General features: G+C 66.3%; 23 protein-coding genes. 7 read left to right on the top strand and 16 right to left on the bottom strand.

Features of this window, described 5'->3' with window-relative positions; all coding sequences use genetic code 11:
- Positions 1–2 precede the first annotated feature (2 nt).
- The 3 genes from ACT3SZ_RS01645 to fepB all read right to left on the bottom strand — a co-directional run bounded on the left by ACT3SZ_RS01645 (position 3) and on the right by fepB (position 2,811).
- Positions 3–809, bottom strand: a complete 807-nt coding sequence (locus ACT3SZ_RS01645) for a trimeric intracellular cation channel family protein (protein WP_444616158.1) — start codon at positions 807–809, stop codon at positions 3–5.
- A gap of 24 nt (positions 810–833) precedes the next feature.
- A complete protein-coding gene (locus ACT3SZ_RS01640; protein WP_444616156.1) occupies positions 834–1,691 on the bottom strand; it encodes a DMT family transporter in 858 nt (285 codons plus the stop codon).
- A 61-nt stretch (positions 1,692–1,752) separates the two neighbouring features.
- Entirely contained in the window at positions 1,753–2,811 is a 1,059-nt protein-coding gene (gene fepB, locus ACT3SZ_RS01635) for a Fe2+-enterobactin ABC transporter substrate-binding protein (RefSeq protein ID WP_444616154.1), read from the bottom strand.
- Positions 2,812–2,890: 79 nt separating this feature from the next.
- Between fepB and ACT3SZ_RS01630 the strand changes: the two genes are divergently transcribed.
- The 3 genes from ACT3SZ_RS01630 to ACT3SZ_RS01620 all read left to right on the top strand — a co-directional run bounded on the left by ACT3SZ_RS01630 (position 2,891) and on the right by ACT3SZ_RS01620 (position 7,398).
- Positions 2,891–4,957, top strand: coding sequence for a siderophore-interacting protein (locus tag ACT3SZ_RS01630; protein WP_444616152.1), 2,067 nt, complete (start codon positions 2,891–2,893; stop codon positions 4,955–4,957).
- Between the two features lie 106 nt (positions 4,958–5,063).
- Positions 5,064–6,338, top strand: coding sequence for an aspartate kinase (locus ACT3SZ_RS01625; protein WP_444616150.1), 1,275 nt, complete (start codon positions 5,064–5,066; stop codon positions 6,336–6,338).
- A gap of 19 nt (positions 6,339–6,357) precedes the next feature.
- Entirely contained in the window at positions 6,358–7,398 is a 1,041-nt protein-coding gene (locus tag ACT3SZ_RS01620; RefSeq protein ID WP_444616148.1) for an aspartate-semialdehyde dehydrogenase, read from the top strand.
- 194 nt (positions 7,399–7,592) lie between these two features.
- Here ACT3SZ_RS01620 and ACT3SZ_RS01615 read toward each other — a convergent pair whose 3' ends face one another.
- Together ACT3SZ_RS01615 and ACT3SZ_RS01610 are read right to left on the bottom strand one after the other, a co-directional pair.
- On the bottom strand, positions 7,593–8,303 hold the full coding sequence (locus ACT3SZ_RS01615; RefSeq protein ID WP_444616146.1) for a hypothetical protein: 711 nt from the start codon (positions 8,301–8,303) through the stop codon (positions 7,593–7,595).
- A gap of 217 nt (positions 8,304–8,520) precedes the next feature.
- A complete protein-coding gene (locus ACT3SZ_RS01610; protein ID WP_444616144.1) occupies positions 8,521–9,126 on the bottom strand; it encodes a TetR/AcrR family transcriptional regulator in 606 nt (201 codons plus the stop codon).
- Positions 9,127–9,219: 93 nt separating this feature from the next.
- Between ACT3SZ_RS01610 and ACT3SZ_RS01605 the strand changes: the two genes are divergently transcribed.
- Complete coding sequence (locus tag ACT3SZ_RS01605; protein WP_444616142.1) at positions 9,220–9,813, top strand: NAD(P)H-dependent oxidoreductase; 594 nt, start codon at positions 9,220–9,222, stop codon at positions 9,811–9,813.
- Here ACT3SZ_RS01605 and ACT3SZ_RS01600 read toward each other — a convergent pair.
- Complete coding sequence (locus ACT3SZ_RS01600; protein WP_444616140.1) at positions 9,810–9,935, bottom strand: hypothetical protein; 126 nt, start codon at positions 9,933–9,935, stop codon at positions 9,810–9,812. The genes ACT3SZ_RS01605 and ACT3SZ_RS01600 overlap by 4 nt on opposite strands.
- A 242-nt stretch (positions 9,936–10,177) precedes the next feature.
- On the opposite strand from ACT3SZ_RS01600, the gene ACT3SZ_RS01595 reads away from it, so the two are divergent.
- Positions 10,178–11,488, top strand: coding sequence for a YkvI family membrane protein (locus ACT3SZ_RS01595; protein ID WP_444616138.1), 1,311 nt, complete (start codon positions 10,178–10,180; stop codon positions 11,486–11,488).
- A 22-nt stretch (positions 11,489–11,510) separates the two neighbouring features.
- On the opposite strand, the gene ACT3SZ_RS01590 is transcribed toward ACT3SZ_RS01595, so the two are convergent.
- The 4 genes from ACT3SZ_RS01590 to ACT3SZ_RS01575 form a co-directional block, all read right to left on the bottom strand.
- Complete coding sequence (locus tag ACT3SZ_RS01590; protein WP_444616136.1) at positions 11,511–11,984, bottom strand: hypothetical protein; 474 nt, start codon at positions 11,982–11,984, stop codon at positions 11,511–11,513.
- Between the two features lie 94 nt (positions 11,985–12,078).
- Entirely contained in the window at positions 12,079–13,077 is a 999-nt protein-coding gene (locus ACT3SZ_RS01585; protein ID WP_444616134.1) for a ferrochelatase, read from the bottom strand.
- Positions 13,078–13,087: 10 nt separating this feature from the next.
- On the bottom strand, positions 13,088–14,455 hold the full coding sequence (locus ACT3SZ_RS01580; RefSeq protein ID WP_444616132.1) for a TIGR01777 family oxidoreductase: 1,368 nt from the start codon (positions 14,453–14,455) through the stop codon (positions 13,088–13,090).
- Positions 14,452–15,120 carry an RNA polymerase sigma factor gene (locus ACT3SZ_RS01575; RefSeq protein ID WP_444616130.1) on the bottom strand — a complete coding sequence of 223 codons (669 nt, stop codon included), beginning with the start codon at positions 15,118–15,120 and terminating at the stop codon, positions 14,452–14,454. The genes ACT3SZ_RS01580 and ACT3SZ_RS01575 overlap by 4 nt, the downstream gene beginning before the upstream one ends.
- A gap of 264 nt (positions 15,121–15,384) precedes the next feature.
- Here ACT3SZ_RS01575 and ACT3SZ_RS01570 point away from each other — a divergent pair, with 264 nt between their 5' ends.
- Both ACT3SZ_RS01570 and ACT3SZ_RS01565 read left to right on the top strand, forming a co-directional pair.
- Entirely contained in the window at positions 15,385–16,998 is a 1,614-nt protein-coding gene (locus tag ACT3SZ_RS01570; RefSeq protein ID WP_444616128.1) for a catalase, read from the top strand.
- Between the two features lie 111 nt (positions 16,999–17,109).
- Positions 17,110–18,063 carry a GDSL-type esterase/lipase family protein gene (locus tag ACT3SZ_RS01565; RefSeq protein ID WP_444616126.1) on the top strand — a complete coding sequence of 318 codons (954 nt, stop codon included), beginning with the start codon at positions 17,110–17,112 and terminating at the stop codon, positions 18,061–18,063.
- Positions 18,064–18,066: 3 nt separating this feature from the next.
- Here ACT3SZ_RS01565 and ACT3SZ_RS01560 read toward each other — a convergent pair whose 3' ends face one another.
- Genes ACT3SZ_RS01560 through ACT3SZ_RS01535 form a run of 6 tightly spaced genes read right to left on the bottom strand, consistent with a single transcriptional unit; the run spans position 18,067 to position 25,153 of the window.
- Complete coding sequence (locus tag ACT3SZ_RS01560) at positions 18,067–18,492, bottom strand: Na+/H+ antiporter subunit G (RefSeq protein ID WP_444616124.1); 426 nt, start codon at positions 18,490–18,492, stop codon at positions 18,067–18,069.
- A 5-nt stretch (positions 18,493–18,497) separates the two neighbouring features.
- Positions 18,498–18,776, bottom strand: coding sequence for a monovalent cation/H+ antiporter complex subunit F (locus tag ACT3SZ_RS01555; protein ID WP_444616122.1), 279 nt, complete (start codon positions 18,774–18,776; stop codon positions 18,498–18,500).
- Positions 18,773–19,942: a Na+/H+ antiporter subunit E gene (locus ACT3SZ_RS01550; RefSeq protein ID WP_444616120.1), complete on the bottom strand. Its 1,170-nt coding sequence runs from the start codon at positions 19,940–19,942 to the stop codon at positions 18,773–18,775. The genes ACT3SZ_RS01555 and ACT3SZ_RS01550 overlap by 4 nt, the downstream gene beginning before the upstream one ends.
- Positions 19,942–21,570 (bottom strand): monovalent cation/H+ antiporter subunit D family protein, encoded by a 1,629-nt coding sequence (locus ACT3SZ_RS01545; protein ID WP_444616118.1) that lies wholly within the window; start codon positions 21,568–21,570, stop codon positions 19,942–19,944. The genes ACT3SZ_RS01550 and ACT3SZ_RS01545 overlap by 1 nt, the downstream gene beginning before the upstream one ends.
- Positions 21,570–21,998, bottom strand: coding sequence for a sodium:proton antiporter (locus ACT3SZ_RS01540; RefSeq protein ID WP_301443685.1), 429 nt, complete (start codon positions 21,996–21,998; stop codon positions 21,570–21,572). The genes ACT3SZ_RS01545 and ACT3SZ_RS01540 overlap by 1 nt, the downstream gene beginning before the upstream one ends.
- A complete protein-coding gene (locus ACT3SZ_RS01535; RefSeq protein ID WP_444616116.1) occupies positions 21,995–25,153 on the bottom strand; it encodes a DUF4040 family protein in 3,159 nt (1,052 codons plus the stop codon). Before ACT3SZ_RS01535 ends, ACT3SZ_RS01540 begins: the two co-directional genes overlap by 4 nt.
- Positions 25,154–25,297 lie beyond the last annotated feature (144 nt).

Genomic DNA, 25,297 nt, shown 5'->3' with positions numbered 1-25,297 from the left:
GATCACTCCTCGCGTTCTTCTTTAGCCTCTTCCTCTGCTTTCTCCTCTGCCACTTCTTCGGCTTCCTCTCGTCGCCGCAGTCGGATCCGGCGCAGTTTCATGGCCCGTGCCATCGTCATCGGCTGCCGTAGTCGCTTCTGCGCGGCCCACGACAGGTCCTGCATGCCAGGCAGTACCCAACCTCGCCAATAGGCGATGATCATCAGCCCCGCGCCGATGAAGGGGGACACGATCAGCCCCACCAGGAACACCGGGAAGTCGCCTGCCACCCCGGAGTCGTCCAACGATTTGATCCCGACCATCACCGCCGCGGTGAGCAGTGCCGGGGTGGCGTACAACGTCGCCCCGCCGAAGATTGCGGGTACCGACCCGGTCATCACGTCGCGGATCATGCCGCCGCCGACCACCGTCAACACTCCCAGGAACAATGCCGATGACCACGGCAGGTCGTTGGCCAGGGCTTTCGTTGACCCGGTTGCCGCCCACACACCCAGGACCACGGCGTCGCCGTGGACACGGAAGATTTCCCAGCCACGGGAATTCATGTGGATCATCGTGGAGATCACCGCCCCGACCAGCGCGAGCCCGAAGTAGCGCATGTCCTGCATGGCGGCGGGCGGCCCGTTGTCGATGAGCACGTCGCGGATCATGCCGCCGCCGAGTGCGGTGATGATCGACAGGAACAGGATGCCGATGAAGTCGAGGTTGCGGGCGCGGGCGATGATCGCCCCGATCATCCCGTAGAGAACCACCCCGATCAGGTCGAGTGTTTCGTAGACCGCCCTGATCGACGGGTCGACAAAGTCCATGGTGCCGAGGATATCCTTTCCCGATTACTCCACGCCGCGGCGCGAGAGCACCACCGTGGACACGATCATCACCACCAGGGCCCCGGCCATGATCAGCCACTGGGCGCCCTCCACCTGGAACCGTTCGCCGAGCACAAGGTAGCCCAGCACGAACGCCACGATCGGCTCGGTGATGGTCATGGCGGGCAGCGAGTTCTTCAACGCGCCGGCATTGAAGCTGGCCTGTTGGACCAGCGTGCCGATGATCGCCGCGGCGATGACCCCGTAGAGCTCCCAGGTGGTCAGCAGGGCAGCCACGCCCTCCTGGTTGAAGATATTGACCACCGACTTCGACAGCACCGCCAGGTAGCCCATGATCGCGCCGGTGACCGCACCGAGGATCAGCGCCCGGGTGCGCAGGCGTTGCCGGGTGGCCAGCCACATCAGTGCCAGAAGCACGACCGCGCCCACCCCGAGCGTGGCCATCCACGTGCCCAACGTCGGGAAGTCACTGCCGGGCAGGGGACGTCCCCACACCACGACCACGCCCACGGCGACGGTGAGCAGCGTCGCCCACGTCATCTCCATACGCGACACCCGGCGTCCGTCGAAACGGGCGGCCAGGGGAAGGGTGAACATCAACGAGAGCACCAGCACCGGTTGGACGACCAGCAGCGTGCCGAACCCCAGCGCCACGATCTGCAGCCCGTAGGCAGCCAGCGCGCAGAAGACGCCCGCCCACCAGCGTGGACGGGCGACGGCCGCGAGGACCGGGGTGCCGTGGGCGTTGTCGCGGTCGCCCGACGTCTGTTCGGCAACCTGGTGGCGCAGGATCGTTCCCCAGGCCACGGTGAGTGCAGAAAGAAGGGCGAAGACGACAGCGAGCAAGTTGCTGTGCATCATCAGAAACTCAGACTAGTCGCCTGCAGACTCCGGTGTATCAGAGGGCTTTATTACCTCTGCTCTAATTCGAGAAGTACTCCTCGATCTGGTCCAGCATCACCATCGCACTGTAGTAGTCGATGCGGAAGGTCTCGGCGCTGAACTCGAAGATGCGGTCGTTCTCCACGGCGTAGGTATTGCGCGCGGTGGGCTTCTCAGCCATCTGCTCGCTGACGGGGTTATCGGCGTCGGCGTTGGTGGCGAAGATCGTCCGGCCGGTCAGACCCTTGTCGAGGTTCTCATCGGTGACCTGCACCACGTCGGTGCGTCCTGCGTAGTCGCCGTCGGTACGTGCGACACCCTCGCCGGGGACGTCGAGGTCCCAGCCGAGTTCTTCGATGATGCGGCCCTGGGCGGACTCGCCGGTCATGAAGTTCACGCCGCCGTCGGTCGCCGGCAGGATGAACTGCACGGGCTGCTCGGGCTCCTCGATGTTCTCGGTCACCTCGGAGGCGCGGTCCTTGAACTCCTGGATGGCGTTGGCGGCTTCTTCCTCGTGACCGGTGACCTCACCGAGCTGCGTGGTGACCTCGGTCCAGTCCTTGTCGGAGTAGTCCAGGACCACGGTGGGGGCGACCTCCTGCAGACGCTCGGCGAGGTCCGGGGCGGAGTCCGCGCCGAAGGCGGAGACGATGATCAGGTCCGGGTCCTCGGCGGCGATCTTCTCGAAGTCCGGCTCCAACTGGCCGATCTCCTCAACACCGCGCTCGTCGGCGACGTCGGCCCACTGCTTGAAGAAGCCCTTGTCGTCGGAGGTCGGTCCCGGGCTCGCGGCACCGGAGGCGATGACCGGGGCGTCCATGGACAGCAGGCTGCCGGTCAGGGTCACCGAGGTCGACACGATGCGCTCGGGCTGGGCGGGGATCTCCACCTCCTCGGTCTCATCGGTGGGGGTGCCGTTGTCGACCTTGATCGAGTCGACGGTGCGCGGCCACTCGCCATCGCTCGCGGCGGAGGTGTCGGTGCTGTCGGACGAACTGCTGTCGTTACTGTCGTCGGAGCAGGCGGCCATCGTGAAGACGAGTCCGGAGACGACGACGGCACCGGCGATCAGGCGGCGCAAAGTGGGCAGATGAGACATGTGATTCTCTCCTCGAGAATACGAAAGGGTGCTTACGTTCAGTTATCGTATCGGCACCGCCCGTCCACCGGTAGGGGGTATGTCAGGTGATGCTAACCTCGTGGCGAAGCGGTTTGACCGCCACCCCCGCACCCAACGTGAGGAGCACTTCGCCGTGCCACGAATCAGCCGCGACACCGACATCTACCCGATCACGATGCGCGAGCTGGAGGTGCTCGGCGTCGAGGACGTCTCCCCGAATATGCGTCGCATCGTCTTCGGTGGCGAGGGGCTGCACGCCCACGAGCGTGACGGTGAGACCGTGCCGGCCATCGTCTCCGACGGTTTCGATGACGATATGCGGATGATCTTCCCCCACCCGGAGACCTCCGAGCGTCCCTACCCGGTCTCCCTGGGCGATGGCCGCCTGGACTGGACCGCCGAAGTCAACGAACTCTTCCGTACCTATACGGTGCGCCGCTGGTCGCCGGACGCCGGGGACCACGGCGAGCTCGTCGTGGACTTCGCCCGTCACGGCGCGGGCCTGGCGGAGGGGTGGTCGTCCACCGCGGGTATCGGCGACAAGGTGTACGCCGCCGGTCCGAAGAACTGTGCCTCGCTGCCGGTGCACACCGACTGGCTGCTGCTCATCGGCGACGAGACCGCCCTGCCGGCCATCGGCCGCTGCCTGGAGGAGGTGCCTGCCGGCCACCGGGTGCTCGCCATCGTGGAGGTTCCGGACCGCGCCGATATTCAGGATGACCTGGGCCAGGTGGCCTGCGCGGACACCCTGGACCTGCGCTGGGTCGTGCGCGCCGAGGGCGGGGACTTCACCGCGGAGGTCGACGCCCTGGCGTCCGGCGACACCGCACTGCCGGAGGGCACGCCGTTCGTGTGGGCCGGTGGTGAGGCCGGACGGCTGAAGAAGGTCCGGTCCTTCATCAAGACCGCCGGCGTGCCGCGCGAGCATGTGCAGGTCACCGGCTACTGGCGCAAGGTCGAGGCCCCGCAGCCGGCTACGCCGGAGGGCGAGAATGGCGAGGCAGGGGAGGGCGCAGCTGAGGCAGCAGAGGCGCCGTCGTCGAGCATGTCCGTGCTCCTGCAGCTCCATGAACTCACCGAGATCGCGCCGGGCCTGGCCCTGCAGGCGGCCGCCCGGCTGGCCCTGTTCGAGGCCATCGACGTGGCTGCCGAAGCTGCAGACGGGGCGGCAGCACCGCTCGCCGCCGTCTCCGAGGCGACCGGGGTGGACCCGGACCGGCTGCTGCGCTTCCTGCGCTACCTGCAGTCTCTCGACCTGCTCACCATCGCCGGCGACGCGGAGGGTACCGAGACCCCCACCGTGCAGCTGACGACCCTGGGTAACGAGCTCGCCGACCCGGAGGGTGTCGTCGCACGCCTGACCGGGCCGGGGGCGGTCCAGTCGCTGGCCTGGCTGCACCTCGACGAGACGCTGCGCACCGGCACACCGGCAGCCATCGGCTCGCGCGGGGCCGACTGGGCATCCGTCCGGGCCGAGAATCCCGCCCTGGGCGAGACCCTCGCCGACGGTGAGGCCACCCGCGCCCAGTGGGTCGCCCCGGCGCTGGCGAAGAAGCTGGACGCACTGCCCGGCGGTGCGCCGACACACGTCGCCGTGGCCGGAGCGTCCGAGGGCGTGGCCGCCGCGGTGTACGCCGATGAACTCGTCCGCGCTCGTGGCGACCTCAAGGTCACGGTGCTCGACCTCAAGGAGTCAGAGGAGAACTCGCACGAACGGGTGCTGCGCGAGGTCGCCGCCTCGCGCCGGGACCGCGTCGCGGTCCGCGGCTGGGCCGAAGGCACCGGGGACGCAGGAAGCGCGGCGGGCGCACTGGGCGCGCCTAGCGTCCTGATCCTGTTGGATCCCTTCGCACTGCGCAGCGCGCAGGACGTCCCGACGTTGCTCGCCGAGGCGGCGTCGACCGTCGGGCCGTCCGGCAGCGTTGTGATCGTTACCCGACTGCTCGCCGAGAGCGGGGAGGAGGACCACGACTACGAGGAGGACCTGACCCGCATGCTCGTCGACGGGCACCGTCTGCCCACGGCCCGTGACCTGGCGTCCGCGGTGGCGGAGGCGGGGCTCACCGGAGTGGCGGACCTGCCGGTCGGGTGGGGTAGTCACGCCGTGGTCGTTGCCGGAAAGTGACCTATGACACCGGCTTCCGGGAGTAGTGAAGCCTCAGGTACGCTGGTGAGGTCTGAGCAATTATAACGAGTTATCCCGTCAACACGGGAAGGTGGAGCTGGGAACTGTGGCCTTGATCGTGCAGAAGTACGGCGGATCGTCGTTGGAGAGCGCCGAACGTATCCGGCGCGTGGCGCAGCGCATCGTAGAGACCAAGAAACAGGGCCACGACGTGGTCGTGGTCTGCTCCGCGATGGGTGACACCACCGACGACCTGCTCGACCTGGCGAACCAGGTCAACCCGGTGCCGCCGGGCCGTGAGATGGACATGCTGCTCACCGCCGGTGAGCGCATTTCCAACTCCCTGGTGGCCATGGCCATCGACTCCTTCGGTGCCGAGGCGCAGTCCTTCACCGGCTCGCAGGCCGGGGTGATCACCACGGAGCGTCACGGCAACGCCCGCATCGTGGACGTGACCCCGGGCCGGGTGCGCGAGGCGCTGGACGAGGGCAAGATCTGCCTCGTCGCCGGCTTCCAGGGCGTCAACCGGGAGACCCGGGACATCACCACCCTGGGCCGTGGCGGCTCGGACACCACCGCCGTGGCGCTGGCCGCCGCACTGAAGGCCGATGTGTGCGAGATCTACTCCGACGTCGACGGTGTGTACACCGCCGATCCGCGCATCGTGCCCAACGCCAAGCGGCTGGACACCATCTCCTTCGACGAGATGCTGGAGATGGCCGCCGTCGGCGCCAAGATCCTGATGCTGCGCTGCGTGGAGTACGCCCGCGCCTTCAACGTCCCGATTCGTGTCCGTTCATCATTCAGCAACGAAACCGGCACCCTGGTGTCCGGCTCTTTGGAGGATATCCCCGTGGAAGAAGCAGTCCTTACCGGTGTCGCCCACGACCGTTCCGAGGCGAAGGTCACCGTGCTCGGCATCCCCGACAAGCCGGGCGAGGCCGCCCGCGTATTCCGCACCCTGGCGGACGCGGAGATCAACATCGACATGGTGCTGCAGAACGTGTCGTCGCTGGCGGACAACCTGACCGACATCACCTTCACCTGCCCGCGGGAGGACGCACCGCGCGCCGTGGAACTGCTCAAGGGCCTGCAGGGCACCGAGGAGCACCAGAAGTTCGGGCAGCTGCTGTTCGACGACCAGGTCGGCAAGGTGTCGCTGGTGGGAGCGGGCATGAAGTCGCACCCCGGCGTGACCGCGGACTTCTGTGAGGCGCTGCGCGACGCGGGCATCAACATCGAGCTGATCTCCACCTCGGAGATCCGTATCTCCGTGCTGATCCGCGACACCGACCTCGACGCGGCCGTGGCCGCCCTGCACGAGCGTTTCAAGCTCGGTGGCGAGGAAAATGCCACCGTCTACGCCGGCACCGGCCGGTAGAAGGGATACCGAGAAAACCATGACGACCCTCGCGATTGTGGGTGCCACCGGCCAGGTCGGCCGCGTGATGCGTGACATCCTGGAGAACCGTCCGGCCGTGCTGGACAAGCTGGACGCTGTGCGTTTCTTCGCCTCGGCCCGCTCGGCGGGTACCGAGATCGAGTTCAACGGCGGACGTGTCGTCGTCGAGGACGTCGAGGCGACCTCGACGGAGGACCTGCGTGGCATCGACGTGGCCCTGTTCTCTGCCGGCGGTGCGACGTCCAAGGTGCAGGCCCCGCGTTTCGTGGAGGCCGGCGCCACCGTGGTGGACAACTCCTCGGCATGGCGTAAGGACCCGGAGGTCCCGCTGATCGTCTCGGAGGTCAACCCGGACGACGCGAAGGACGTGCCGAAGGGCATCATCGCCAACCCGAACTGCACCACCATGGCGGCGATGCCGGTGCTGGGAGCCCTGCACGGTGAGGCCGGTCTGAAGCGACTGCACGTGTCGAGCTACCAGGCGGTGTCTGGTTCGGGTCTGGCAGGCGTGAAGGCCCTGGCCGACCAGGTGCGGGCCAACCTGGAGGTCCTGGAGAACCTGGCGACCGACGGGTCGGCGCTGCAGGTCGAGGACTTCGGACCGTACGTGGCCCCGATTGCCTTCAACGCGCTGCCGATGGCCGGCAGCATCGTGGACGACGGTTCCGGGGAGACCGATGAGGAGCAGAAGCTGCGCAATGAGTCGCGCAAGATCCTGCACATCCCGGAGCTTCCCGTTGCCGGCACCTGCGTGCGCGTGCCGGTGTTCACCGGGCACACGATGACGGTGCACGCGGAGTTCGATTCCGCGATCACCCCGGAGCGTGCCGAGGAGGTCCTGGCAGCGGCACCGGGTGTGGAGCTGACGGACGTGCCCACACCACTGGCTGCCGCGGGTGTGGACCCGTCCCTGGTGGGGCGTATCCGCCAGGACCAGTCGGTGGAGGACGGCCGTGGCCTGGTCCTCGTGGTCTCCGGCGACAACCTGCGCAAGGGCGCGGCGTTGAACACCATCCAGATCGCGGAGCTGCTGCTCTAGGCGATCTGGCTGTACTTCCCGGGGCGGTTGTTATCGCCCCGGGGGAACGGCACATAGGCAAGGCCTCCTGGTCCATCGTGGTGGGTGAATGTTTACTCACTTCGAGGGACCAGGAGGCCTTCGGTGTACCAGGAGAAGTGCATCGTTGCTTCACCAGTTAGCTCACTGCGAACTCCGTATCGCGACGAACCAAGTTAGCCGCGCTGCAATAGTTCGTAGAGGTAGTCAATATTTATCTTCCCTGCGTTCAAGTTGTTGACAACCATTCTTTGATTCCGGTGTTTGATCGTGCCGTCTTTCCGTTCGAGCTTTGCCGGTCCTGAAAATACTAGACTGGGCCGCAAGAGGGACTTCTTGAGGTGTATATCGCACGAAGATGGGTCGAACTCTATTTTCGTCCCAGCGGACGCAATCGATGCACTGTGGGGGGAAATGTCGACTACGGCGGCACATTTTCGGTCAGATTGTGGAAGTTTCACTAGGGACCAGACTGACACCATGGCGCCAATTATTCCAACCACGACGTAGTACGATCCGTAGTAGCTTACGTCACTCATAATTCGAGTTCCGTACATTAGGAAGAACCCCGTACCTGGAACCATGCTCGATGCTAACAGGGCGCCGGTCCTGGTTGTGACAACAATTCTGCGGGGTTCAGGGGTTTCGTATCTGAATAGGAACATCGGCACCGTGTGCGGAAGTGCGGCGAATGCGAGGAACGGGGTCAGGAGCAGAGAGGTCAACGTCAACAGTGTGAGCTCTGCGGTCGTTAATCCGCTGGATTCATGATCGACCCACAGGGCGATGAACAGTACAAGAACTAAAGAATAGAAGGCGAGTGCCAAGAGCAACGATATGACACGGGCCTTCCTGGGAGTTCTGGAGTAGGCCGCTAATAGGTCCATAGATTTCGTATCCCTTTAGTTCCCGCGACGGTGGCGGAAGTTTCTGCAATAACACGCGCAATCACTGGGGCTGTCGGAGTGGTAGGTCCAACGGCGACAATGTCCACACCTGGAGGGCTGTGGAGTTCAGTCCGTTAGGTCGGTCCGCTTCGCCTGCTGACGGGAACATTATCAAGGTGCTGGGGACCCGCGAGGTGTTCGGCCCGAGGTTGCGTCCCTAAGTTACGGCCGCGACGACTTTCGCGAGCGCGATGCGGCCGTCCGCGAGAGTGACCCGCTCCAGCGTGTAGGCGCGGGCGATGCCGTCGGCGGCACCGAGGATCGCCTGCATCGACGCCTCAGGAATCTCTCCGGAGGTCGCGAAGGGCAGAAGTGCTGCCCGGCAGCGGGCACTGAAGGCCACGTCGGCCTCCTGGCGCAGCTGCTCGAGCTCGGCCGATCCGGACAGGGCGCCACTGACCCCCGGGATCGCCGCGCTCTCCTCGTCGATGCAGTCCAGGTAGGAGTCGGCGATGACCCGGGCCGTCGCAGCCAGTGACGCGGAGTCGGCAGTCGTGGCGGGGTCTGCGGATGCCGCGGCGGCGTCCAGCTTGTCGTAGGTGCGTCCCTTGAACTCCCGGTAGAGCTCCACAAGGATGCCCGCCCGGGTGCCGAAGTGCTGGTACACCAGCGGCTTCGTCACTCCCGCGTGCTCGGCGAGCTTCGCCGGGGTTAGTGCGTCCACGCCCTGACGGCGCAGGAAGTCGCGGGCGGAGTTCAGCAGTTGGTCGTGGCGTTCGTCGTAGGACATCCGGCGACGACCACCGGTGGCGGCAGGGGACATTGCGAACCTTTCGACGATGCGCTAAGTTACGGTTCGTAAGTTACGTTGAGTAACTACGCGGACAGATCGCAGTCTAACGGAAAGGTTCACACCATGCATGCCCTCGTCCTCTTCACCCACCCCGAGACCGACTCACTCACCGCCTCGCTCGCCGGACGCGTCGCCGACCGGCTCCGTCAGCAGGGCTGGACGGCCGAGACCGCCGACATCGCCACCGAGGGATTCGATCCCCGGCAGACGACCGCAGACCTCGACGTCGTCAGGGGAGTGGGCACCCCACCTGTCGACGTTCTGCAGGAACAGGAGCGCGTGGAACGCGCCGACACCGTCGTCATCGTCCACCCCGTCTACTGGTGGGGCATGCCGGGGTTGATGAAGGGCTGGTTCGACCGCGTCCTGTCCTTCGGCTGGGCCTTCGGCGGGGAGGCCGCCACGGGCCTCTCCGGCCGCGACGTCCACCTCGTCCGCGTCGGCGGCAGCGCCCCGGAGACCTACGACAAGCACGGCTACCGCGATGCGATGCGCACCGGCGTTGAGCACGGCATCTTCGAGTTCGCCGGGTCGCCGCTGGTCTCGTCCCACCTGCTCCACAGCGCGCCCGAGGGCATCGCGGAGCGGCTGCAGGAGACCGAGGACGCCGTCGTCGACGCGGTCGTCAACTCCCGCGCGAAGGTGACGGTGTCCTAGGCGAGCACGATTGAGGCCGGCATCCCCGTCGCCCCACGCATCGCCGAGACGTTGACCACGCTCGGTGCGTCCCGCTTCTCCTTGAAATACTCCAGCGGGCACATGCCCCACGGGAAGGCCATGAGGTCCATCGAGCGGTACGGAACCCAGGTGGCCCCGCGGGTTCGGGAGATCCTCGCAGGTCAGTGACACCCTGGAAGTCGCTAATGTGACGCATGCTACCGTGTTTCCCGTCCAACTTATGTGATCACAGATTTCACGAGTGCCGGGCCGCCAAAACCTGGGGAACACCACCCCAGCACACTGCACCACAGCGACAACCTGTCCGCAGCTGGCGTCCCGGCGCCGGATAGGGAGAGCACACATGAAGAAAGCACTCGTCATCGCGCTCGCGTATTTCGGGGTGACCGTGGGCGCAGGATTCGCCTCCGGGCAGGAGATGTTGCAGTACTACGCGTCCTACGGTTTCTGGGGCATCGCCGGGGCAGCGGTCGTGGTGGTCCTCATGCCGATCACCGCCATGGTCATCCTGCAGTACGGCAGTTACTTCCGGGCGCGGTCCCACGAGAAGGTCTTCACCGGAGTCACCTCGAAGCCGGTGGCGGTGTTCCTGGACTACTCACTGTCGATCGCCCAGTTCTGCATCGGCTTCGTGATGATGGCCGGTGCCGGCTCGAACCTCAACCAGCAGTTCGGGCTGCCGCTGTGGGTCGGCTCCGCACTAATGGCTGCTCTCGTGCTCATCACCGGCATGCTCGACGTCGACCGGGTCACTCAGGTCATCGCCATGATCACCCCGGTGATGATCCTGCTGCTCATCGCCGCGGGCATCTACGCTGTTGCGTCCCCGCCGGAGTCGCTGCAGGCCGTCAGCGACTACGCCATGGCCAACGTCGACTCCCCGGTCTCCGGCTGGCTGCTCGCCACCCTCAACTATGTGGGCCTGGCGATGTTCAGCGGCATCTCCATGGCCATCCTCATCGGCGGCAGCAACTGGAACACCCGCACCGCCGGGTGGGGCGGGTTCATCGGCGGCTCGCTGTTCGCCGGCATCCTGCTGCTGATCACCGTTGCCCTGCTATTCCGTATCACCGACGTCGCCGACAAGGACCTGCCCACCCTCGAGCTGATCAACCAGATGAGCCCCAGTATCGGCATCGTGGCATCCGTGGCGACCTACCTGATGATCTTCAGCACCACCCTCGGCGTGCTCTACTCCCTGGGCAAGCGGCTCACCGTGAACCGTGCCACCGGCTACCGCCCGGTGTTCGTGGTGCTCACGCTCGCCGCTTTCGCCTTGAGCTTCTTCGACTTCGCTCTGCTGGTGAACAAGGTCTTCCCGATCCTCGGCTGGCTCGGCATCGCCCTCGTCGCCGTGCTGCTGGGCACGTGGGTGGTCAACGGCCGAAAGCGCATCGGACGCGAGGTCCTGCGCCGCGACCGCATCCGCACGCTGATCCTGCGACTCGTGGACCCGAAGGGCAAGTTCACCCGCAAGGACTGGGCCGCGCTGGAGAAGTCCTTCAAGGAGTCCAGTGTGAGTGCCGGCCAGCTCCGCGACGACGTCACCGAGGACGTGGTTCAGGAGCTCGACGGCGACGACGACATCGACTTCTCCGCCGAGGACTTCGACGCCGAGGAGTTCTGGGAGGAGACCCGCGACGAACTGCGCTAGATCCCGAGGCGCTGGTTAACCATCACTTACCTTTTGTGGCGCGATGTATGACATGCCCGAGGCGTTCTTTCTTTCGTTCGATCGACGACATGCGGCTCGGGCTCAAGGAGGGCTTGTAGTCAAAAATCGTCCACGGGTGCTTTATGGCGTGAGTTCGGCTGCCTTGGGTCACCATTGCGGGGATGGCCATCAATACCCAGATGAGGAAGTGTGCAGGACCGATCGTGACCGTGTAGATGTCCGCAAGGAATCTGCGAGAAGACGAGTGAATCCGAAAATTGGCGATTGTCGCAATCGCGGCGAATCCAGCCATGAAGTATGTGAAGCTCAGTGGGCTTGACGCGCTGTCGGTATTGACGGTCACCGTAAGCGTCGCGGTGACGGCGGCCGTCATCCAGAGAAGTGTTGTCCAGAAGCCATATCCGTCGAGTCCCTGCCCTGCTATGAGTCCGAGAGCTGTGGTTGCGACGAGAAGGAGCAAGGCTACGGCGGTCATGACTGAGTTTCCATGTGGTTCAGCAGGGCGGCGGGCTCGCCGACAATAGTCGCATTGTATGCCATGTCGACCCGCGACGAGCTGCGTTAGTCCGTTAGTTCACCTGGTCCGGGACCAGATCCAGGATCATCTCGGTGAACTCAGGGGTGGGTCCCGGCGTAGCGGCGCGGACCATCGTGATCCCCAGTTCGGCGGCGGTCTCGGCGGCCTCGTTGTCGAGGTCCCACATCACCTCCATGTGATCGGAGATGAAGCCGATCGGCACCAGCACGATCGGTCGCCGATCACCGGCACCGACGGTCTCCTCGAGGTGGTCGCAGATATCGGGGTCCAGCCACGGGATGTGCGGCGGGCCCGAGCGCGACTGCCACACCAGCTCCACGTCCGTGCCGTCCGCCCCGTCGGCGGCGAAGCTCGTCTGCTCGCGGACCTCGCGGGCGGCGGTGAGCACCTGCCCGGAGTAGCGGTGCGTGGAATCCGAGGAGGACGTCTCGTCCGCCGAGACCGGCACGGAGTGCGCGGTGAACAGCAGGCGGGCGTCCTCCCGCACGTCGGCGGGAAGCTCCTGCCGGGCGGCGTCCACCAGGCGCGCGAAGGACGACAGGAACAGCGGGTGGTCGTGGAAGGGGCGGATCTTCGTCATCGTCGGCGGGGTCAGGCCCGCGTCCCGGCAGGACTGCAGCGCCCGCTCGATGTCCTCGCGGTACTGGATGTCGCCGGAGTAGCCGCCCCAGGCCGACGTCGCGAAGACCACGACCTCGGTGATGCCATCGGCCACCATCTGCTTGGTGGTGTCCTCTACATAAGGCTCCCAGTTACGGTTGCCGAAGTAGACCGGAAGATCCAGGCCACGTGCGTCGATCTCGGCGCGCAGGTGGTCGATGATCTCCAGGTTCTGGTCGTTGATGGGACTCTTGCCGCCGAAACGGTAGTAGTGCTCGCCGACCTCGGCGAGACGCTCGCGGGGGATGCCCCTGCCGCGAGTCACGTTCTCGAGGAAGGGGACCACGTCCTCTTCTTTCTCGGGTCCTCCGAAGGAGAGGACGAGCAGTGCCCTGCGGGCGGTGGTGTCAGACATGCCAGACTCAGCCATGCCCGCGATTCTACTCGCCGGGTAGCCCCAACTCGTGGATCAGGGCACTGCGCAAGGTGGTGTGACGGAACACATGCCCGAGGTCCTCGAGCACCCGCGGTGAGACGTTCTGGTCGGCCAGAGCAAGCTCCTCGGCCCCCTGCACACCCAGCAGCATCGCCGGTGCGGCCGCCGGCACCGGCAGGGACAGCGGGACGCGCACGCGCTGCAGGTCAGACAGGGTCGCGGTGAACTCCGCGTTGGTGACCATCTGCGGACCCACGCCGTTGACGGCCCCGGTCAGGGTGTTGTCCACCACGGCACGCACGTAGATGTCCACCAGATCGTCCACCGAAATCCACGGGAAATGCTGCCGACCGGAGCCGAGCACACCACCACCGATCCGGCAGGACGCCGCCAGCGCGGTGAGCAGCGTCGAGCCGCCTGCGAGCACCAGGCCCGTGCGCACCGCGACGACGCGGCGTCCGGCGTCCCCCGCCGGGGAGGCGGCGTCCTCCCAGTCGGAGACGACCTCGGCGAGGAACCCTTCGCCGGCACCGGCACGCTCGTTGACGCGTCCGGCGCGGCTGTGGCCGTAGAACCCCACGGCGGACGCACCGATGAAGGCGCCGACCCCGTCGGTGGCGGCGGCGCGCTCGGCGAGTCGACGGGTGGGGCCGATGCGCGAATCGCGCACTGCCGCCTTGTGCTTCTCGGTGAACCGTCCGGCGATGGGCGCGCCGGCGAGGTGGACGACGGTGTCCACCCCCTCGAGCAGGCCGCTGGCGGGGGAGTTCGGGTCCCAGATCCGGGCGTGTGGTTCATGCGGCATCCGTGAGCGCGACAGCGGGATCACCGTATGCCCGAGATTGCGCAGCAGCGCGACCAGGCGGGTGCCGACCAGCCCGGTCGCCCCGGTGACTGCCACGGTGTGGTGGCCGGTGACCTCCGCCGAACCCACGCGGGAGCGGTGGGTCAGGTCGTCGATCAGCTGTCGATGCCGGTAGGCGAACACCCGGTCCAGCAGCGCTGCCGGGGCCTTGGCCTGCACGGAGTCGGTGAGCACGGTGCCCGCCGAACCGCCGGCACCGTCCTCGCGCAGGCTGTGGGTGTGGTGCCAGCCGGTGAGCTGGCGTAGTGGGGTGCTCACGCACTCGTCGATGAAGACATGGCCGTCCATGAACTCGCTCGGTACGTGGCGGGCCTCCCACGTCCGCAACCCCGGCACGCCGCCGGGCAGGGAGAGGATGGTGGTCCCGTCGCGCAAAGAGTTCGCCTCGGCGGCGACACGGATCCGGGAGAAACCTGGGGTCAGACGCGTCACTGCGCCCGGGCGGGTGTGCCAGTCCCAGACGTCCTGACGCGGGAACTGGAGATGCTGGTGGTGGAGGTGGGTCACGAACCCCAGTGTAGGACCGGCCCGGAATCCGTGTCGCCGGTCTCGCTGGCGTTGCCGGCGTCACTGGTGTCGCCGCCGTCGCGGCCGGAGGCGGCGAGCAGGTCCGCACGCGCCCGGGCCACCCGCGAGCGAATCGTCCCCACGCGGACGCCGCAGATGTCCGCGGCCTCGGCGTAGGTGTGCCCCAGGATCTGGGTGAGGATCAATGCCTCACGACGGTCCGGGGCGAGGTTGTCCAGCATCGCGCGGGCATCCACCAGCTCCGCCCACGTCTGCCCGCCGGTGGTGTCCGGGGAGGTGGTCAGCTCGGTGGCGTCCTCCCACTGCTCGGCGGAGCGGCGGGGACGGGCCATGTCGTGGCGCACGCTGTCGACCCAGGTGTGCCGGGCCAGCGCCAGCAGCCACGTGCGGGCGGACGAGCGGGCCGCGAAGCGCGGCAACCCGCTGAGCGCGCGCAGGTAGGTCTCCTGGGTGAGGTCATCGGCGCGGTCGGCGTCCGCCAAGTGAGCCAGCAGTCGCCAGACGTCGGCGTGGGTCGCTTCGATGAAGTCATTGAGGGCCTGCCGGTCGCCACCGGCGGCACGCAGGGCGAGGTCGGTGACCGCGCGGTCCGAGTCGGACACGGCGGAAGTGTCGCGGGCCGACTGGGCTGATCTTCTTCGCACGGTACCGAATTCTAGCAGGTCGCCGCCGCGACCGCGAGACCACTGATTATAAATAAACCTACTTAATCCCATCGGATTGATAGTGCGAACCTGCGGGACGAAGTGTATAACGGGAACCAGGCGGCAGGACGCCCCCGGCAGGGGCCTGCGAACCATCCACGTGACTGACTATCACGCGCAGGACCCCCAGGGAGCTCGACCGTCGACCACGACTGACACGTGCGCGACGCGTGCACGACACGGCAGCATCCAGGAGGGTTACACATGAGCACGGACAAGCACACGAGCTCGAAGGACATCGCCGACCGCGGCGTCTGCCCGTACTCCGGGCACTCGACCAACGCCAACGGCTCCCCGGTCACCACCGAGGAGCACTCCGTGACCGTCGGTGAACAGGGCCCCATCGCCCTGACCGACGTCCACCTCGTCGAGAAGCACGCCCACTTCAACCGCGAGCGCATCCCGGAGCGCAACGTGCACGCCAAGGGCTCCGGCGCCTTCGGCGAACTGACCGTCACCGAGGACGTCTCGCGCTACACCAAGGCCGACCTCTTCCAGAAGGGGCGGGTCACTCCGATGCTCGCCCGCTTCTCCACCGTCGCCGGCGAGCAGGGCTTCCCCGATACCGTGCGCGACGTGCGCGGATACTCGCTGAAGTTCTACACCCAGGACGGCAACTACGACATCGTGGGCAACAACACCCCGGTGTTCTTCCTGCGCGACGGCATGAAGTTCCCCGACTTCATCCGCTCCCAGAAGCGCCTGACCAACGGGCTGCGCAGCGCGGACATGCAGTGGGACTTCTGGACCCGCAGCCCCGAGTCCGCCCACCAGGTCACCTACCTCATGGGCGACCGCGGGATCCCGAAGGACTTCCGCCACATGGACGGCTTCAGCTCGCACACCTACCAGTGGATCAACGCCTCCGGTGAGCGCTTCTGGGTGAAGTACCACTTCAAGACCCGGCAGGGCTGGGAGTTCTTCACCGACGACGAGGCCAGCAAGGTCGTCGGCTCCGGCGACTTCGACCACTCCCGCGCCGACCTCTACGACGCCATCGAGCGTGGCGAGTACCCCACCTGGGACGTCAAGGTGCAGATCATGCCGCTGGAGGAGGCCGAGGGCTACCGCTACAACCCCTTCGACCTGACGAAGACCTGGTCGCAGAAGGACTACCCGCTGATCGACGTGGGGCACTACACCCTGAACGCCAACCCGCAGAACTTCTTCGCGCAGATCGAGCAGGCCGCGTTCGCGCCGTCCAATATCGTCCCCGGGATCGGGTTCTCCCCGGACAAGATGCTGATGGCGCGCGCCTTCGCCTACGCCGACACCCAGCGCTACCGCCTGGGCGCGAACTACCCGCAGCTGCCGGTGAACCGTCCGGTCGTCGAGGAGCGCAACTTCTACACCATGAAGGACGGCGCGGCGGCCTATGAGTTCCCCGCCGACGGCACGCCGGTGTACTCGCCGAACCGCTTCGAGCGCGGCGAGGGCACCGACGACGTCGCCGACGGCACCGGTGTGGTGGAGAAGGGCGTGGCACCGGGGGAGTCGTCCTATGGCTTCGGTCGCGGCCAGGAGTCCGCTACCGGCCCGGCCGACGAGCTCGGCCTCTTCGACAATAACTACGGCGGCGACCTCACCCGTGGCGCCTACGTGCGCCACCCGGAGGACGACGACTTCGCCCAGCCCGGAAACCTCGTGCGCGAGGTGCTGGACGACGCCGCCCGCGAGCGCCTCGCCGGCAATATCGCCGGGGCGATGCAGGGCGTCTCCGAGCAGGTTGAAGGCCAGTGCTGGACCTACTGGGGCCGGGTGGACGAGAACCTGCGCGACCGTGTGAAGGAGATCTACACGGAGCTCAAGAACGGCTGATCTTGCTGAGGGTGGGCTGAACTGGAGCGGAACTTCAGTTGGCATTAGTGTGGTTTCTGCATCCATATACCCTGTAAATGACTGCAGGCACCACACCCTGAGGAGTTCAGCATGTCCGCCGCCACCCCGTCCCGATCCCGTACCGGCCCCCACGCGGTGCCCAGTAGGACGCGCCGACGTGGCCGTCTGACGTCGCGGCGCGGCGGCCTGACGTCGCGCGTCCTCGCCGCCGGTGCAGGGCTGCTCGTCTCGCTGGGCCTCGGCGCAACGCTCGCGCCCGTCGCGTCCGCGGCACCGGGTGACGGCAATGTCGTCGCCTTCGGCGACTCCTTCTCTGCCAACCCCGACCAGGTACGCAATACGCTGCACGGTGTCCCCGGGCCGATCGGGGAGTGGGCGGACGACTACCCGCAGACCGCGGGCTGCCTGCAGTCCGCGCAGAACTTCCCCCGGCAGCTCAGCCAGGTCTCCGGACAGGCGGTCGAGGACTACTCCTGTGCAGGGATCAGCTCCGGGTCAATGATCAACCGGATCAACCAGGCGATCAATGCCGGTGTGCTGACCAATGACTCCACGGTGATCCTGGCCGTCGGCATGAATGATTTCGGCCCCTTCGGAGCCTCAGAAAACGGGACGGGCTTGCTCGACCCGGTCAATGTGGCCGCCAGCTTCCGGTCGAATATGGCGTCCGCGGCCGCGCGGATCCGGTCGGTGGCACCGGGGGCGAAGATCCTCGTGCCGGGCACCCTGCCCACCGTGGACCGCGACTCCATGATGTACTGCGCTCTGAATGTGGTTCCCAACATGCCCGCGGGCCTGCCCATTCCGATACTGCGCGATGTGGAGAACTGGAACCGCGAGAACCAGAAGGCCGCGGCCGCCGATATCGACGCGACGTACATTGAGGTCATCGATGGTGCCCGTGGCCATGACAGCTGTGCTGCGGATACCGAGCGCTACATCGCCGGCATCATCGACACCACGACCCCCGGTTACCAGATGATGTTCCACCCCTCGACCGCCGGTTCCCGGTACCTGGCGGAGACCGTCGCCCCCCACGTGTGACGGTCAGTTCGTCTCCTTGGCCCTCTCACCACCGGAGAGGGGCACGGTGTGATCCCACAGGGTGGCGTGCAGGGCACGGCCCATCACATAGGACCCCACCGCCTGCACGATGAGCAACGCCAGCACGGCGACGACTCCCCTGATCAGGTAGCCGATCACGAATCCCTCGGTGGACCAGGAGTATACGAAGTCCGCTGCGACGAGCAGCGGTAGCCCCATGCCGAGAGCAGGGCCGATCATGTTGACCTGGCTCAGAGCGTCCGGCGCGAGGTACATCGCCACGGCGGAGACCAGGACGTAGAGGGCACCGACGACGGCGAGAATGCTGACGATGATCGCCGGGATCCAGCCGATTTCGCTGGTCTCCTGGACCACTCCGGCCTCGGCGGCGAGCAGGTCAACGGTGGACTGAGTCTGTGTGAGCATCATTTCTCCTACCTGCGTCCGCGAGTGATGATTCGCGCGAAGGCCATGGTACTGATCGCGCCTCCCAGCCCGGCGAGCAGGACGACGTCGTAGGTGATCGACGAACTGTAGAACAGGCTGTAGACGAGGAAGCCGGCGATGATGGTCAGGAAGACCATGTCGGCCAGCACGGCACGGCGGGCGTCGTTACGGGTGGATACCGTCCGCCACAGAACGAGCGCCATGGCTGCGGCGACGATCACCGCGGCGATGCCGGCGAAGATCCACAGGAATTGTGTCGGTGTCACTTCGAGTCGTCCTCTCTCTTGTCGCCGTCGGCGGGTGGGGTCTCCTGGTTACCGGTGTCGGGTTCGTGGCCGGTTTCGTGGCCGGTTACGGGATGTCCGTGCCGACCACGCAGCCGGGACAAGGGTGTACCGGGAAGCCCGCGGCGACCACTGAGATCCAGGTTGGGCTGTGGCAGGCGGGAACGCACCTCGAGCGCATTGACCAGCGAGGCAATCGGGGAGGTCCGGCGACCACTGCGTGAGGCTTTGGTGCCATCGGCGTTGGTTGTCGGCTCGTGCGCCTCCGACATCGCGGAGATGCCCCCGTCCTGCGACGGAGCCACTCGAGCGGGATCGATGCCGCCCTCGGAGTCCTCGGAATCGTGGTCCTCGTCCGCATCGTCCAGGTCGAGCGCCGGCGGGCTGAGCTCTTCGGCGAGCTTGCGCCGACGCCGCTTCTCCTCTTCCTCGATCCGACGCCGCTTCTCCTCGGCGGCCTTCTTCGCGTGGGTCTTGGCGATTTTCTCGCGTTCCTCGCGGGAGAGGTTGTCGAAGTCGTTGACGTCGAGGTTGTCGTCCTGTCGCATGATCGCCGCGACGAAGGCGGCGGCGTGCGGGGTGGAATCGACCTTCTCGATGTCGAAGACTCCGTCCTCGCTGGCACGACCACCACGGTTACCGCGGTAGCCGCGCGGGCCGGGCACACCGCGCTCCACGAGGTGCTCCACGTCGAACTCGATCTTGCGTTTGCGCACGGTGGGGGAGACCTTCGCCTCCATCACTGCCAGCGAGTGCAGCAGTTCCTGCGGGTCGGCACCGTACATGGCGTGCACGGCGAGGAAGCGCTGTACGCGGGTGAGACCGTGGGTGCGGAACTCGGAGGTGGCCACGGAACTGACATCGCTGAGATTGCGCTTGCCGGCTTTGGCGTCCTCGTCGACTTCCTTGGGCCCGGTGAGGCCCAGAGCCAGGGTGCCCGGCGTCATGGTGATCGAGGCGATGAAGATCGCGATGTCGCGCTCGCTGGTCAGACGCAGCGGGTAGTAGATCATCACCGGGGCGATGTGGCGACCGGTGGTGAAGGTGTCGTAGGCCATGATGGTCGATTCCTTCACGATCTGGCCTCCGAGCCAGACCGAGTAGGACGTCCAGTGGCCGATCTGCTGGAAGATGTTCTTCTTCTCCATCACCGGGTTCCTTCCGCTGCGGATTCGGTGTGCGCCAGGCCGTACTGCTCGGAGGGCAGGACGACCCCCACGGCCTCGTCCGGGTCACCGAGGACGGCGTGGACGTAGTTCGTGGTGTCCGTCAGCGACGCCGCGGCGTCGCCAGTGACCTGGGTGATCGCGCCGATGCCGAGGAACATGGCGATGCTGACAACCATCATCGCCGCGCTCGGCAGGGTGAGCCGCACGCTGACCGCCAGGCTGGGGTCCATGTCCTGCTTGTCCATCGGCTTGCCCCAGAAGCACTTGCGCCAGACGTGCAGCATGCTCAGCAGAGCGCCGACGGAGGCGATGACCACTGCACCGACACCGACCCAGACCATGGGCCCGGAGTCACGGACCATGGCGAAGATCAGCATGAGTTTGCCCCACAGGCCGGAGAACGGCGGGAAGCCGATCAGCGACATTGCCGCGGCGGCGAAGACCACGGAGATCATCGGGTCGCGACGCATCAGGCCGGACAGCCGGCGCAGACGCCCGGTGCCGTAGGTCTCTTCCACCGCGCCGGCGGCCATGATCAGCGCACCTGCGGTGATCATGTGGTGCAGCATGTAGAAGATCGCGGCGGAGAGCATCAGTTCGGCGCTGCCGCCGAGGAAGGCCAGGGCCACGAGGATGAACGGGATGCCGTTGACCATCTGGTAGGAGATGACACCGCGCAGGGTGGTTTCACCCAATGCGGCGAATCCGCCGATCATCATGCCGATCACGGCGAAGACGAGGATGGTCAGGGCCCAGCGTTGGTCGCCCTCGAAGATGGTCATGAAGATGCGCAGAATGGCATACACACCGACCTTGGTGTGCAGGCCGGAGAACAGTGCCATCACGGATGGGGAGGTCGAACCGTAGGCCCGGGGCAGCCAGGTGTGCACCGGGGCGGCACCGGCCTTCACGGCCAGGGCGATCAGCACGATGCCCAGGGCGAGCCAGAGCTGCCACTGGGTGCCGAAGATTCCCTCGGCGAAGCCATCGGAGGCTCGTTCGCCGGCGGCACCGGCGAGGGCGGCGATGTTGGTGGTGCCGGCCACCGCGTACACCAGGGCGACACCGGAGAGCAGCGTCAGCGAGGTCACCAGGTTGACCAGCACGAAGGTGCGTCCTGCAGCGAGTCGCGCCCACGTGCCGGTCATGGCCAGCAGGCCGAAGGACGGCATCAGCATGACCTCGATGAACACGAAGAGGTTGAACAGGTCGGCGGTGAGGAAGGCACCCCACACGCCGGCTAGCAGCATCAAGGTCATTGCCGGGTAGAACCGTGCCTGCGATTCTCCGACGGCCTCGGCGAACCAGTTGGCGGTGAAGGCGACCACGGAGGTGGCCACGATCATCACGGCGGAGAGTGTGTCGGCCGCCAGCGGGATCGAGACGCCGCCGACGAAGTCGCCGATATTGTCCGCGACCACGGTGGTGTCACCGCCGCCAGCGAGTTGGGTCAGCAGCAGGACGCCGCCGATGATGCCGGCGAAGGGGACGAGCAGGCCGAGGGCCCGCCGGGGCAGGCTCCAGGGCATCGCCGCGGCGATGCCCGAGGACATCAGCGGGACGACGACAAACAGTGCGAGAAGCGGTCCGAGGGTGTCCGGGTTCATCAGTAGTCCACCTCTCGGTCGCGCCGGCGCTTGGCCTGTGCGGAGTGTTCGTCGATGCGGTGGGCGGAACGCTGGCCCACGGTGTCCAGGGCCCGGAATTCGCGGCGGGCGCGCTGGACGTCCTCGCCGGAGCGGGTGTCGTCATCACGTCCAAGGGCCGCGAGGGCGAGCAGGACGGCGGTGGTCGCCATCGAGATGACGATGGCGGTCAGGACGAAGGCCTGGGGGAGTGGGTCGGCGGACTCCGCGGGCAGCGTCCGGTCGGCCAGCGGGTCCGAGCGCCAGGCGCCGATACCGGCGGCGAGCAGCAGCAGGTTCACCCCGTGGCTCATCAGCGTGGTGCCGATGATGACGCGGACCATGCCGCGCTGCATCACCATGTAGACGCCGGCCGCAACGAGCAGGGCGATGATGGCCGCGATGATCATTGGTCGTCACCGTCCTTCTTCTCGTTCTTGTCGTTCTTGTCGGTTGTGTCTGGCTTGTCGGACTTCGGGGCAGGGTCCGTCTTATCCGGGCGTTTCTGTTTCTTCCGGCGTTGCTCTTCCGCGACGGCTGAGGGGTTCAACGGGATCGCCGAACCACCGGCGGTGACCGCGACCTTCGAGCCGGCGAGAGCCTGGAGCTCTGGCCGCTGGGCCATCATCTTCGAGGACTCCACCGGGCTGGCCTTGGTGAATTTGCCGGGTTCGGCACCGGGCCGGTCCCGTCCGCCGAGGGAATTCAGCACGATGACCACGATGCCGATGACGGCGAGGTAGACGCCGCCGTCGAAGAACAGCGAGGAGCTGAAGTGCTCGGAGCCGATGTAGAAGTGGATCGGTGCGAGGAAGCTGCCCTCGAAGAATCCGAAGAGTCCGGTGACCAGGGCCAGGACGATACCGCCTCCGACGAGCTGGTAGCCAAGGTCGGTCTTCCCGATCTTCTTCGCGTTCGGCTGCACGAGGTACCAGAACACCAGGCCGAGGGCGAGCATCAGGGCGGCGAGGAAGCCGCCGCCGGGTGCCTGGTGGCCGCGGTACAAGGTCACCGCGGAGTATGCCACGAGGACGGTGAGGAACGGCCAGACCACGTTGCGGCCCAAGATGGAGTTCAGGTGGGTGCTGCGCAGGTACTTCGAGTAGAAAGGTGCGAGCTCCGGGATCTTGTGCACATCGGGGAACTTGGTGGACCCCTCCTTGCGGAAGAGTTCGGCGGTGGAGCCGGGGCCGTATCCGGGGACCGGGGACTTCGGCACGGAAGCGACGATTGCCGCGATGACGATCCCGGCCATGCCCAGGACGGACAGCTCGCCGAGCGTATCGAGTGCACGGAACTCCACGAGGATGGCGGCCACGATGTTATTGGCACCGGACACGTCCGGGGACTCGTTGATGTACCACTGGGCCAGCTCCGGCCGCGGGTGACGACCGATGAGCAGCCAGACGCCCACGAAGACGACCAGGCCGACAATCGCGGCGAGGGTGACCGCGAACTTCGTGCGGTTCTCCCCCTCCTTGAGGTACAGCCTGGGCTGGTGGCGGACGACGAGCATGAGGAACACGGTGACGATGAACTCGACCATGAGGTTGGTCATCGCCACGTCCGGGGCACCCAGGGTCAGCATGATCCAGGAGACACCGGCACCTGCCACGCCGACCAGGACCACCGAGCCCATCCGGGAGCGGGTGGAGATGATCGCCATGGTCACGAGGAACATGATGAGCAGGCCGGCGATATCGGTGATGCTGTCGATGCCGGAGACCCGGGGCTCCAGGGCGCCGAGGTTCTCCAACCCGCCCGGGCCGAAGAACGCCGCGGTACCGAGCACCAGGAGCATCACGAAGATCCACAGCAGGTGACTGTTCGGGCTCAGTGCGTTGCCCAGTCGGCTGACGAGACGGCCCCACCGGCTGGCCATGCGCAGGGTGAAGGCGATGAGCTCGTTTCCGGTGAAGGGGAAGAGCCGGTGGTCTTCCATCCAGTCTGTGTAGGCACGGTGGCGCAGGGCCACGAGGATGCCGCCGACCACGATCACGGCGATGGTGATGTACAGCGGGATGCCCAGGCCATGCCACAACGCGAGGTGCGAATGCGGGTCGCCGGAGCCGATCGATCCGACGATGGCATCCATCGGAGCGTCCAACATCGACAGGAAGAGCACGACGGGCAGAGACAGCACGCCGGGAATCGCGGCCGGCAGCCAGAAGGAGACGGGGGCTTCCTTCACCTCGTCGACGGGGACGACCTCGGCGGTGTCGACGGCCGAGCCGGTGTCGATGAAGGCACCGATGAGGTACTTCGCCGAGTACATGAAGGTGGCGACGGCACCGACACCAGCGGCGATGAGCAGCACAATCTCCCAGCCCGGCAGCAGCGGGGAGTCGGTGAAGGACTCGAGCATGCCCTCCTTGGACACGAATCCGAGCAACGGCGGGATGCCCGCCATGCTGGCCGCTGCGATCGCCGCGGCGGTGAACGTGGCGGGCATGCGACGCCAGATCGAACCCAGTTCGCGGATATCGCGGGAACCGTTCTGGTGGTCGATGACTCCGATGACCATGAACAGCGAGGACTTGAACATTGCGTGTGCCGCGGTGTGCAGGACGGCCGCAGCGAGGGCGAAGGGAGTGCCGATACCGATCGTCGCCACGATCCAGCCGAGCTGGGAGACCGTGGAGTATGCGGTGAGCCGCTTCAGGTCGGTCTGCTGGTAGGCGAAGACCGCGGCCATGACCGCGGTGGCCATACCCGAGATGATCAGCAGCAGGTTCCAGACCAGCACGTCGGAGAAGATGCCGGAGAAGCGGAGCAGAAGGTAGATACCTGCCTTGACGACGGCGGCGGCGTGCAGGAAGGCCGAGACCGGGGTCGCCGCGGCCATGGCCTCGGGCAACCACACGTGGAAGGGCAGCTGGGCTGCCTTGGAGAATCCGGCGATCGCGATGAGCACGGCGACGATGATGGTCACCGTCGCGTCCTGTCCCCATGCGTCGCTGTTGATGATGCCGGAGATATTCGTCGTCCCGGTGGTGGCGACGGCGATACCCAGGCCGACCAGCAAGCTAAGCCCGCCGGTGAAGGTGAGGATGAGGGTGCGCACAGCACCGGGCTCACCGGTGTGGCCGGCGCGGGCGATGAGGAAGAAGGAGGCCAGCGACACGAGCTCCCAGCCGATGAACAGTACGGAGACGTCGTCGGCGAGGAACAGGAGGACGACCGACACCATGAACGCCGTCATCAAGACGTAGAAGTTCATGATGTGCTCCCCACGGTGCAGATACCGCGAGGAGTAGGCGAACACGGCTGAACCGATCAGCAGGGCCAGCAGGGTGAAGAACATGCCCAGTGCATCCATGCGCAGGGCGAACTCAAGGTCCGCCCCACTGCCGTCCGCACCGGGGAGGATGTCTCGGATCCAGGTCACCGAGTAGACGGCGTCCTGCCCGTCGAGGATGTCCCCGGCGTGTGACAGGACGTAGGCGGCCAACCCGATGAACACGGCGGCCAGAGGCCAGCCCGCATTGCGGTCGAGTGTTTTGACCAGGACCGGGGTAAGTGCGAGAGCTATGGCAAGCACCACAGGAACGACGATCAGGGTCACGGTCTCACCAACACCTCACATTTGTTCTGACTTGGTAGGGCCCCATGGTTCCTGCGGTTGTTGGATCTTTCAGACCGAACTACCTGCGGATCCGGTCAGGATCCGAGTAACCTCATGCGACGGGCCAAGTTTATCAGGCGTGTC

Source organism: Corynebacterium sp. AOP40-9SA-29 (assembly GCF_052377405.1).
In the GTDB taxonomy this organism is placed as follows: Bacteria; Actinomycetota; Actinomycetes; order Mycobacteriales; family Mycobacteriaceae; genus Corynebacterium.
This window is presented reverse-complemented; position numbering and strand designations above follow the sequence as displayed.